Origin of the sequence: Paenibacillus artemisiicola, from assembly GCF_017652985.1 — a bacterium.
In the GTDB taxonomy this organism is placed as follows: Bacteria; Bacillota; Bacilli; order Paenibacillales; family Paenibacillaceae; genus Paenibacillus_Z; species Paenibacillus_Z artemisiicola.
Window position 1 is genome coordinate 148312 of record NZ_JAGGDJ010000009.1, and the last position, 11510, is coordinate 159821.

Genomic DNA, 11510 nt, shown 5'->3' on the forward strand with positions numbered 1-11510 from the left:
GCCGCCTCGTTCACGGCCGCTGCAGCTCTTCTTCGGCCATCAGGTTCGCGGCCAGCCACGTCGGCACGCCCTCCTGCCGGGCATAGCGGTACACCTTCTGCAGCAGCCCGTAGATCCGCTCCACGCTCCGCTTCATGTCCGGTACGGACACGCCCTGCAGCTCGCAGGCGGTAATGATGATGCCGCCCGCGTTCAGCACGTAGTCCGGCGCGTACAGGATTCCCCGCTGCTCCAGGTCCTCGCCGTGGCGGATCTCCTCCTGCAGCTGATTGTTCGCGGCTCCCGCGACGATCGCGCACCGCAGCTTCGGGATCGTGTCGTCGTTCAGGACGCCGCCGAGCGCGCACGGGGCGAAGATGTCGCAGTTCTCGCCGTAGATCGCGTCCGGGGCGACGACGCGCGCATGGTACGCTTTGACCGCCTTCTCCGCCCTTGCGTCGTCGATGTCCGCGACGACGAGCTGGGCGCCCGCGTCGCGCAGCATGCCGCACAGCAGATAGCCGACTTTCCCCAGCCCCTGCACCGCCACCGTCCGGCCGGCCAAGTCCCCGCTGCCGAGCAAGTAGTCCGCCGACGCCTTCATGCCGAGGAACACGCCGTACGCCGTCATTTCCGCCGTAAAATCGCCCGTCGCCATGATCGTGCCGGTCGTGTCCGTCACATAGGCCGTCTCCTGGCGGATCCAATCCATGTCCCGGACGGTCGTCCCCAGGTCGACGCCGGTTATATAGCGCCCTTGCAGCCGTTCGATGAACCGCCCCAGGGCGCGGAACTTGTCTTCGCTTTTGTCCGCCGCCGGGTTGCCGACGATGACCGCCTTGCCGCCGCCGTACGGCAGGCCGAAGAAGGCCGACTTGTACGTCATGCCGCGCGCCAGCCGGACCGCGTCCGCGACGGCGTCGTTTTCCGAGGCGTACGTCCACATCCGGCAGCCGCCGAGCGCGGGCCCGAGCTTCGTGCTGTGAATCGCGATGACCGCCTGCAGCCCGGCGGCTTCCTCCTGGCAGAAGACGACCTGCTCCACCCGCAGACGTTTCATTTCCTTCCAGACGTCCATCACGAGCCCTCCTTTATCGCCGAGAGTAATGCGTATGCGGAGGACAACCGAAATATGTACGCTTGGCAGAAGCGGCGGAAGCCGCGTTACTCCCGGATGAGCCAGAACAGCGCGAACTGGCAGACGGCCATGACCGCGAGGACGATCGGCAGCCAGATCGACGTCAAGTCGCCGGCGAAGCACAGCAGCAGAACGATGGAGACGACCCGGCCCGTGTTCAGGAACGTTTCGCGCATGACGACGGATTCGACCCGCAGCTGGCCCTTCAGCGGCAGCTTCCCGATCAGGCCGTAATAATAGGAAGTGAGCGTGTTCACCGCGAGCGGATTGCAGATCGAGAAGGCGATCATGAACACGATCACCGTCCATACGCGGACGTCGTAGAGCAGGAACGCGGCGCCGAGCACGATGCCGGCCGACGAATACAGCACGAATTTGCGTACCGGCTCCTTGCCGACCCGCCGGGAGATGACGTACCCCGTCCCGACCGTCAGCGCCGAGAAGAAAACGCCCAGGTAACCGACGAGATCTTCCCGGCCGACGGTCTGGAAGAGCAGGATATTGGGCAGGAACAGCATGATGCCCTGGAACAACCCGAGGACCAGAAACGCCGCGAGCCCCTTGACCCACAGCCCGTTGCGGCGCATGACGAGCCCGACCAGCCGCAGGTAATACGCTTTATGATGCGAGACGATCATCGGAATGCGGAAGCTGATCACCGATGCCGCGACGAACATGAGGAAGGCGAGCAGGAATACGAAAATGTAGCCCTGCAGGCCGCCGCTGAGGTGAATAATGAAGCCCGCCAGCGCCGGTCCGATCAACCCGGCCGAATTGAACACGACCATGTTGACCGCGAGAAACCGGACGCGGTTCTGCTCCGTCGACACGTCGTACATGAGCACCAGATAGCCGGTCCAGTAAAAGCCCCCGGCGATGCCGTTGAAGATCGCGAACGGCACGTACCACGCCGCGACATGCTCCCGCGCGAGGACGACGAGCAGATAGAAGACGGCGATCATGACGATGCCGAGCCGGTACGTGACCATCCGGTCCTTCAGCTTCGTGATTTTGCCCCCGACCGCGAAGGCCAGGGGCGTGAACAGGAACACGATGATATTGTAGATCCCGTTGACGTAGAGATCCTGCGTGAGCCGCCATAGATAGAGATTGAGAAACAACCCCGACATGGAAGCGCCGAACTGGAAGCAGCCATGAATGAGCAGCGCGGTCACCGCGTCCTTCCCCAATCGCCTCTCCGGCGCGATCGGTCCCGGTCCCGTTCTTCTCGTTTTCCCATGCAGTCCGATTTCCGCTTTCATGCGATTCGTGTCCTCCCCGGCGCGACGGCTGGCCTTATGCGGCTTTCCGCCATTGTAATGCATGCCCGGCCGGACTGGAAAGCGCTTCATGGGAGAGTGGCGGGCGGAATTCCCCGTTCTGCCGCCTTCCGCAACCGTTATCGCCGCAAAACCGGTCTTTCTTCCACGTTCTGTCAGCTTGACGAAGGCAGGCTGGGCTTGACGGGCCTACGCCTTACGGGGATGTCCGAATCGACACGGTTTAACGTCCGTTTCGCCCCCAGTTCGACATGCCGTTCTCCGATACAATGAAGGGGATGAATCCGATTTCAAGGAGGCAATATGCAATGTGGCAAGCATCTTGGATTTGGGGACCGGGCGAAGCCAGTCCCCGCAACGAATGGCGCTGTTTCCGCAAACATTTCCGCGTGCCGGACGAGGCATCTGCCGGCGAGACGCTGCTTAAGCTGACGGCGGATTCCCGCTATGTGCTGTACGTGAACGGCACGCCGGTCGGACGGGGGCCGGTCCGCGCCTTCCCGTCGAACCTGCCTTACGACGAATACGACGTCGGCCATCTGCTGAAGCCCGGGGCGGACAACACGATCGCCGTTCTCGTCCTGCATTACGGCGTGGCGACGTTTCAATATTTGCGCGGCCGCGGCGGCCTGCTGCTCCAGCTCGAGCGGACCGAAGGCGCTGCTTCCCGCGTGCTGCTCGGCACGGACGAGACATGGACGACGGCGGTACATGGCGCGTTCGACGCCACCTCGCAGCGCATCTCGTGCCAGCTCGCGTTCACGGAGCGTTACGATAGCCGCGGCTGGGACGAGAGCTGGAAGCTGCCCGGCTTCGACGATGCCGCCTGGGACCGCGCGACGGTCATCGGCTCGCCGGGCATGTCGCCTTGGACGACCTTGTCGCCGCGGCCGATTCCCTACCTGACGGAAGAGCCGGTCTATCCGGCCCGCGTCGAAGAGCTGAACGCCGTGAAGCCCGCGGCTTGGAGCGCGGCGTTCGACATTCGGACGATCATGGCCCCGGAGAGCGTGAATCACGCCAATCCCGTCACGATCGTCGGCCTGCTCGCCGCCGTGGTGACGATGGCGGAAGACGGCGTGCTGACGATCGGCAGCGTCGATAACGGCCGCATGCCGCTTCGCGTCAGCCTCGACGGCCAGTGGCTCGCCGCGGAGGATTACTACGGCGAAGCCCCGCAGCAGTTCGTCCAGGCGCGGCTAGCGGCCGGCGAGCATCTGCTGCTGCTCGACCTGAACCGGGTGACGCACGGCCACGCGTACCACCTCGGGCTGGACGGCGACGTCCCGTTCGCGCTGCGCGCGCCGGTCGTGACCGGCGTCGACGGCCTCGGCGACGGCGAGGGCCGCGTCCCGTTCGCCGCGATCGGCGCGTTCGCCACCGGCGAGCATATCGATCACCAGCCGGCGACGATCGTCGACCGGGAGCCCGCGGCGTACGCGGCGGCCAAGCGCATCGCCTCCGAGTCCGGGCTGGCCGATTGCCGCGAGTGGGTGCGTCCGATCGATCCGCGGCTGTACCATACGACGGACGTCTACACGCAGACCGCTTGGCGGACCGTCGACCGGCCGCAGCCGGTGCCAGCCGGCCTTCAGCGCGCCGTGCTCGCGAGCGCCGATCCCGGCGTCGTTCCGCTCCATCCGGGACTGGACACGGAGGTGCTGATCGACTTCGGCCGCGAATTGACGGGCTACGTCGCGTTCGAGCTCGATGCCGGCGAAGGCACGATCGTCGACTTCTACGGCTTCGAGTACATGCGCGACGGCTGGCGGCAGTATACGTACGAGCTCGACAACACGCTGCGTTACACGTGCCGGGAGGGACGGCAGACTTATGCGTCCTTGGTCCGCCGCGGCTTGCGCTACCTCGCGGTGACGGTGCGCGGCGCCTCGCGGCCGGTCAAGCTGTACGAGGTCAAGCTGCTGCAAAGCAATTTCCCGGTCGCGAACGCGGGGACGTTCCAATCGAGCGACGCGATGCTGAACGAGATCTGGCGCATCAGCCGGGATACGACGCGCCTGTGCATGGAGGACACGTTTGTGGACTGCCCGGCGTTCGAGCAGACGTTCTGGGTCGGCGACGCGCGCAACGCCTCGCTGATCAACTATTACGCGTTCGGCTCGTCCGAGATCGTCGAGCGCATCCTGCGGCTCGTGCCGGAATCGGCCTTTCAGACGCCGCTGTACGGCGATCAGGTACCGAGCGGCTGGAGCAGCGTCATTCCGAACTGGACGTTCTTCTGGGTGACGGCTTGTCTTGAACATTACCATTACACCGGCAACGAGACGTTCGCCCGCGACCTGTGGCCGCATGTCCGCTTCACGCTGGAGCACTATCTCGCGAAGCTCGACGAACGCGGCCTGCTGAACATCAGCGGCTGGAACCTGCTGGACTGGGCGAACTTCGAACAGCCGGGCGAGGGCGTCGTCTCGCCGCAAAACATGTTCCTCGTCAAAGCGCTGCGCGACGCGGCGGCGCTCGCGGCGGCGGCCGGCGACGCGGCGGAAGGCGGCCGCTTCGAAGCGGCGGCGGACCGGCTGCGCGGCGCGATCAACGCGCGGCTGTGGGACGCCTCGCGCCGGGCATACCTGGATTGCATCCGCGCCGACGGCAGCCCGTCGAAGACGACCAGCATGCAGACGCAGGTCGTCGCGAGCCTGTGCGGCATTCCGGACGGCGAACGCGCGGCGATCGTCAAGGACTACATCGTCGAGCCTCCGGCATCGTTCGTGCAGATCGGCAGCCCGTTCATGTCGTTCTTCTACCATGAGGCGCTCGCGAAGCTGGGGCTGCAGGACGTGATGGCGCGGGACATTCGGACGCAGTACGGCGCCATGGTGGACAACGGCGCGACGACCGTCTGGGAGGTCTACCCGACCAGCGGCATCACGCATAACGACAAGATGCTGACCCGCAGCCACTGCCATGCCTGGTCGGCCGGCCCCGTCTTCTTCCTCGGCTCCGAGATCCTCGGCGTGCGCGGCGTCACCCCGGGCTGGACGAAGGTGCGCGTCGCGCCGAAGCCGTCGGGTCTCGCCTGGGCGCGCGGCTCCGTGCCGCTGCCGGGCAGCGGCCGGATCGACGTCTCGTGGCGGCTGGACGAGACCGCGAAGCGCATGTCGCTGCGCGTCGCGGCGCCGTCCGCGGTCGAGCTGGACCTCGCCGGGCCGGACGGCTACGAGCTGGACGTCGAGCGGATCGCGCTCGGTTGACGGGTCGACCTGCCGCCGCCTGCTCCCCGTACTCCTTATGCGAAGAAGAAGCACCGCGTTGTTCGCGGTGCTTCTTCGCGTCGTTCAATCGTGGACGCTCCCGCCGAGCCGGTCTTGCCGCAGTCGATCAGCAGCTCTCAACAGGAGGGGACAGCTCTATGAGACCGACAAGGCGTGCAGCCTCTCCCGCCTTGAGCGCTCGATCAGCCCAGCCCTTGCCTTGGCTTGATCACCCTTTCTATAAGTTAACATTCCTAACACGAAGAAAGCGAAATCTTCAAGTCCCCTAGGATTTACTGGTATCGAACTCCAAATTCCCCGCGGACGGCTTCAAAAATCGTCGATTTACGATCGAGGTCCTAATTTTTCGGGATTTAATGTGTATTTTATGTAAGAAATATTGACATAAAAATAAGACGATCGCTATACTGAACTTACTTACCGTCCGGTTAGTCAAGATGCAACAAGCTTTCCCACCAAGAACGCGCCTGCCAACCCGACACGAACCTGTACAAACCAAATCAAGTTAGCGAGGGTATGAAATGTGGGAATTCATCGTGCGAAGAACGCTCCAATCTATTTTCGTGCTGCTGATTGTGTCCGCTGCCTGTTTTTATGTGAGCCATCAAATGCCGGGAGACATGTGGACGGCGATTGGAATGACCCCGGAGCAAAGACTTGCCGCGGATGCGCAGAAACATGCGCTGGGATTAGACCTGCCCCTCCATGTGCAATACTGGAATTGGCTTAAAGGTCTTCGTCATGGAGGGTTTGGTCTGGATTACCAGATGCAGCCGATCGGCAGCTACATCTGGAAGAACGCGCAGAACAGCCTGATCCTGATAGGCGTTTCATGGCTTCTATCGGTCATGATTGCGTTTCCCTGGGCGATTTATAGCAGCATCCGTTCCGGAGGCCTGTCGGACCGAGTGGCTATCGTGCTGGCGCTGATCGGGTTTGCCGTGCCCGGCAGCGCCGCCGCTATTTGGCTTCAACAAGTGTTTGCGTTCAATCTGTACTGGCTTCCCCCAAGCAGTATACATACGCCGAGCAAGCAAGGAAACCTGCCGGATCTCGTTCAGCATATGATTTTGCCCGTGGCAACCTTGATGTTGGGCATCGTCGCGTCGTACCTCAAGTTTATTCGCTCAAGCATGCAGGAGGTGCTTCCTTTGGACTTCCTGCAAACAGCCCGGGCGAAAGGAATATCCGAAAAGCGGGTCATCCTCGTCCATGCCCTCAAAAACGCGATGATCCCGGTCGTCACCATTGCCGCGATGGATTTGCCCACGCTTATCGGCTCCTCGGCGATCGTCGAGAACGTGTTTAATTGGGGCGGTCTCGGATCGTTAATGGTTTATTCCGCTGGACATCGCAACCTTCCGGTACTGTTCGCCGTCATCATCATCATTACGACTGCAGTCGTTTTATTCTCTTGGGTGGCCGATATTATTTCGCTTCTGCTCAACCCTCGGATCCGTTTGGGCCGGAAGGCCGCTTGATAAAATTCTCATCCGAATCCCTCCTACCGATAAACCGTTATGGATTCCCGGATCCGGTTTCTTTAGATTCGTCTTGTACCATCGCCATCTCCGTCAGCTGCACTTCGCGAACCGGCAGCTCCGCGTCGCTCGGCACATAGAACGTCTTGATCTCGCATTTGCCGAAGTCCGCGGTCCACGACCGGTTCAGCATCGGCACGCGAAGCTCCGCCTTGGCCGGCCGTCCCGCGGTTTCGTAGCCGCGCGCGATCCAGCCCCCGCCATCCTCCGCTTGCTTGAACGCCGTGCAGATCACCTGCTCCGACGAGATCTTCAGCCCCTCGTACTTCTGAGGCAGCGGTCCTTCGTGGTACGTCTCCCATACGGCGACCGGCGGCACGTTCAGTTCGTACGCTTTGCGGACGATGCCGGCATCCTGCCAGCCGCCCTCGTACGGGACGAGGGCATACGCGAATTCCTGCACGCCTTGGTCCATATACTCCACCTGATCGTCGCGCACGCCGTAATGATCGGCGAATATCGGACTGCGCACGACCGTGATTCTCGCCTCGTTATCCAAGACGTCGTAGGCGTACTTCCCGCTGTTCAAAATCGCCAAGCCGCGACGCGTGCCCGTCTTCGGATCGATGCCGCAGACGTCAATCCACTGCTGGCCCGGCACCTCCCGTCCGTTCGGCTCGCGCCGGAGATAACCGTACGGAATTTCCGCATGCGTCTCCGGCTGCTCCGCCGCGACCGGGAACGACAGCTTCAGCATCTTATGCTTTTCGCGCCAATCCAGCTGGACCCGTACCTGTACGTCGGCCGAATGGTGATGCAGCGTAAAATCCTGCCGCAGCGTCGACCCGTTGTACCGGCTCGTGACGCGAAGGACGCCGCGCAGCGGCCCTTGCTCCAGCACCTTCACCTCGGCGTCCGCGAAATAGCCGATCAGGTCCCGGTAGCTGCGCAGCCCGTGTCCCCACGTATCGCTGTGATGCTCGTCGATGACGACCGGCACCGCGCCCTTCCCGGCGAGCACCTCCGTGTTCGTCCGTTTGTCCAGCATTCGCGATACGTAGCCCGTATGCGGCTCGATTTCGACGCGAACGTAGTCGTTTTCGAGCACGTTCCCTTCCGCGATGACCGGCGACGGGGCTGACTCCGGCGTGAGCGCCTTGTCCCGGAAGCACCAGTACACCCGGTACCCCATCGCGGGCACGCGCGCCATAAACAGCGTATCCCAATTATCCCGCCCGTTCGTCCGCGAGGCGCGCACGGTCTGAACCGGTACGGCGTTGCCTTCGTCGTCCGTCACGCTCGCCAGCTTGCGGTTAGCCCGGACCGGCACCTCGGTCTCCCAGGACAACGGGTTGAAGACCACGTACGGCGTGCCCAAATCCCCTTGCTCCCACGACAGCCAATCCTTCTCCTTGCTCAGCGACTTCACGTCCGGCTTCATCGTGTCGATCGACCAGGAGATGCGCTGCGTTGCCGCGTTCAACGCCTTCGCCGCGATGTGCAGCGCTTCGCCGTAGGACTCGCGGGCATCCTGGAACGCTTCCCGGATGCTGCAGCCGCCCATGATGTCGTGAAATTGGTTGAACAGGACGTTCTCCCACGCCTGCTTGAGCTGCTCCTGCGGGTAAGACAGTCCGAGGAGCACGCCCGCGGCCGCCGAAAACTTCTCCGCCGCCAGCAGCCGATGCTCCGCCCGGCGGTTGTTCTCCTTCGACTCCGAGTGGGTGGAGTAGCAGCCGACGGCATGCATCTGAAGCTCGTCCTTCAAGACGGGCAGCGCCGGCCGCGCGAATTCCAGCTCCTCGAAGTACCGGTTCGGCGAGCTGATCGCGAGCCGGTCCGCCCCGAACTTGGCCTGCAGCGCGCGGATCGCTTCCAAATTCGCGATCGTCGGTCCGCCCCCGTGGTTGCCGACGCCGTAGAACGTCATGTGGGCATGACCGTCCACTGCTCCCATGTCCGCATGCTTGATGATCTTGTCTTCGAGCGAAGCTCCCCAGCTTGTCGAATAGCTGTCGGATAGCCGGAACGTCATGACGCGGCTCCCGTCCTCCGATTCCCACCAGAACAAATTCCGCTCCAGCTCCTTCTCCTGCTTATCGGGCCGCATGAAGACGTAATAGTCGATGCCGCTCTTCTTCAGCAGCTGGGGCAGCATGGCGTTATGGCCGAACGAGTCTACGTTGTAGCCGACCTTGGCGGTCGTCCCGAACTTCGCCTGAAAATACCGCTGCCCGTACAATCCGTGACGGGCGAACGATTCCCCGGACGGCAAATTGCAGTCCGGTTGAATCCACCAGCCGCCGACGATGATCCATCGGCCTTCTGCCACGCGCGCCCGGATCTCTTCGAACATCTCCGGCGCGTTCTCCTCGATCCAGCGGTAATACGCCGCGCACGAACGGGTAAAGACGAATTCCGGGTACTCGTTCAGCCGATCGAGCGCCGAACGGAACGTCGCTTTAATCTCCGCATAGCCTTCCTGCCACTGCCACAGCCAGACCGGGTCCAGATGCGCGTTGCCGATGAGATGAATCCGCGACGGTAACGATTGATTCGCCATGCTAACATATCCCCTTCTCCTGATAAAATGTTGAATCGGAACGATAGCCGGCGTGCCGTTGCACCCGCCAGCGAAATCCGCCGCAGTTAAGCACGAGCAGCTCGGCTCCTAATGGCACAGATTCATGCGAAAATGCCGAACCGACACGGTTACGCCTTTGCGGATGAGTTGCGCCATATACGTTGAGGCACACATTCCCGGTACCCGCGGCCTTTTTCAGCGCAGCCTTCTGCCGGCTTCCATGCACGCCTTCGTGTCCGGACGCGTCAGCGCTCTTGTTTGGCGACCGGAAGAAAATCTTTGCTCTCCTCCTCCGGACCTAGAACCGGCAGCCTGCGCGCTTCCGAGCGATGGGCGCGAAACTCCGACGGCGTCGTCATCGCCACGGCGCGGAACAGCCTCGAGAAATAAAACTCGTTTTTCATCCCTACGGCAAGCGCGATCTGACGCATCGGCATATCGGTTTCGATCAGCAGCTTCTTCGCCTGCTGAATGCGAATGTCGTTCAGCTTCTCCACGACCGTTAAGCCCGTCGCCTTTCGGAACAGCCGCGCAAGCGTGCGATAGCTGACATGCAGCGCGTTGGCGATGTCCTGCACCCGAAGTTCGTTTGCGTAATAGGCGTTCAGAAAAAGCATCGTCTGCCGGACAAGGGTATCCGCATGGTCGGGAGACGCCGGCGCGGCGGACGGCACCGCGCCGGCCCGCCATGCTTCATACAGACCGGCGATCCATTGCGCGAACGCCGTCTGCAGCGACAGGAGGCTCGTCTCCGGCCGCAGCGCGAGCAGCGGCGACGCCGTTTCCGCTTTCAAGGCATAGGGACGAACCGCCGAGAAGCAGCGGACCAGCTCCGCTTCCTCCGCCGTCCCGTCTGCCGCCTCCCCGCGTTCATGCGCGAATTGCCAGCGAAGACAGAAGCCGTCGTCGCTCTCGCAGGACCGATGCCGATGTCCATGCACGACGCCGGGCGGGATGAGGTAGGATTGACCGGCCTCGATGCGAAATTCTTCGCCGGCCGAAGTCGTATAGAGCCCGCCTTCCGACACGTAATTAAACTCATACCACGGATGACGGTGCGGAGGATGCGACCAGTTTTCGTCATGCTCCGCTGAAAGCGCATCCAATAATACAAGGGTCAAGCCGCCGATTCGGATCGGCTTCATCATGAGCCGCTGCAGCGCCAGCAGCGCTTCTTCATATGCAGGATTACCAGGCAACGCGGAATCACCTCGCCGCAAGTTCTTAGCTTCATTATAAGACATCTCTAGACGGCCAGTATGCCAATTCCAAGGATGCCTTTATAAAATCCTGCCAACCTGAAGATCGGATCCGCATAAGAATCGCATCATCGGAAAAACAAAAAAGCTTTGACCGCGAAACCTCGCCGGTCAAAGCTGCTGGACGTATAGATGGAGCGGAAGACGGGAATCGAACCCGCGACCCTCGCCTTGGCAAGGCGATGCTCTACCGCTGAGCCACTTCCGCAATGAGAGTAATCATGGGGCGACCGATGGGACTTGAACCCACGAATGCCGGATCCACAAACCGGTGCGTTAACCCCTTCGCCACGATCGCCATATGTAAAGGTGAGCTTGCCACCCTGAAAACTGGATACGAACCTTTGCGAAGGGTCTTGCTTAGCTGAACGATGTACCTTGGATAAGCCCTCGACCGATTAGTATTCGTCAGCTCCACGCATTGCTGCGCTTCCACCTCGAACCTATCTACCTCGTCGTCTTCAAGGGGTCTTACATACTGGGAAATCTCATCTTGAGGGGGGCTTCACGCTTAGATGCTTTCAGCGCTTATCCCGTCCGCACTTGGCTACCCAGC

Annotated in this window: 6 protein-coding genes, 2 tRNA genes and 1 rRNA gene; 2 read left to right on the top strand and 7 right to left on the bottom strand. The window is 62.0% G+C overall.

Annotated features, from left to right (window positions below; translation table 11 throughout):
• Positions 1 to 10: 10 nt before the first annotated feature.
• Positions 11 to 1057, bottom strand: coding sequence for a Leu/Phe/Val dehydrogenase (locus tag I8J29_RS14565; protein ID WP_208848295.1), 1047 nt, complete (start codon positions 1055 to 1057; stop codon positions 11 to 13).
• Positions 1058 to 1143: 86 nt separating this feature from the next.
• On the bottom strand, positions 1144 to 2379 hold the full coding sequence (locus I8J29_RS14570) for an MFS transporter (RefSeq protein WP_208848296.1): 1236 nt from the start codon (positions 2377 to 2379) through the stop codon (positions 1144 to 1146).
• Positions 2380 to 2705: 326 nt separating this feature from the next.
• Here I8J29_RS14570 and I8J29_RS14575 point away from each other — a divergent pair, with 326 nt between their 5' ends.
• On the top strand, positions 2706 to 5609 hold the full coding sequence (locus tag I8J29_RS14575) for a family 78 glycoside hydrolase catalytic domain (RefSeq protein ID WP_240546192.1): 2904 nt from the start codon (positions 2706 to 2708) through the stop codon (positions 5607 to 5609).
• Positions 5610 to 6151: 542 nt separating this feature from the next.
• Positions 6152 to 7111, top strand: a complete 960-nt coding sequence (locus I8J29_RS14580) for an ABC transporter permease (protein ID WP_208848298.1) — start codon at positions 6152 to 6154, stop codon at positions 7109 to 7111.
• Between the two features lie 37 nt (positions 7112 to 7148).
• On the opposite strand, the gene I8J29_RS14585 is transcribed toward I8J29_RS14580, so the two are convergent.
• The 5 genes from I8J29_RS14585 to I8J29_RS14605 form a co-directional block, all read right to left on the bottom strand.
• Entirely contained in the window at positions 7149 to 9674 is a 2526-nt protein-coding gene (locus I8J29_RS14585) for an alpha-mannosidase (RefSeq protein ID WP_208848299.1), read from the bottom strand.
• A 266-nt stretch (positions 9675 to 9940) separates the two neighbouring features.
• Positions 9941 to 10894, bottom strand: a complete 954-nt coding sequence (locus tag I8J29_RS14590; RefSeq protein WP_208848300.1) for an AraC family transcriptional regulator — start codon at positions 10892 to 10894, stop codon at positions 9941 to 9943.
• Positions 10895 to 11087: 193 nt separating this feature from the next.
• A tRNA-Gly gene (locus I8J29_RS14595) sits at positions 11088 to 11162 on the bottom strand.
• Positions 11163 to 11176: 14 nt separating this feature from the next.
• Positions 11177 to 11252 (bottom strand) — tRNA-His (locus I8J29_RS14600).
• An 80-nt stretch (positions 11253 to 11332) separates the two neighbouring features.
• A 23S ribosomal RNA gene (locus tag I8J29_RS14605) occupies positions 11333 to 11510 on the bottom strand; the annotation flags it as partial.

Coding starts and splice junctions, on each gene's coding strand:
- I8J29_RS14565 (WP_208848295.1), bottom strand. CDS start 1,057: ATGGACGTCTGGAAGGAAATGAAACGTCTGCGGGTGGAGCAGGTCGTC.
- I8J29_RS14570 (WP_208848296.1), bottom strand. CDS start 2,379: ATGAAAGCGGAAATCGGACTGCATGGGAAAACGAGAAGAACGGGACCG.
- I8J29_RS14575 (WP_240546192.1), top strand. CDS start 2,706: ATGTGGCAAGCATCTTGGATTTGGGGACCGGGCGAAGCCAGTCCCCGC.
- I8J29_RS14580 (WP_208848298.1), top strand. CDS start 6,152: ATGTGGGAATTCATCGTGCGAAGAACGCTCCAATCTATTTTCGTGCTG.
- I8J29_RS14585 (WP_208848299.1), bottom strand. CDS start 9,674: ATGGCGAATCAATCGTTACCGTCGCGGATTCATCTCATCGGCAACGCG.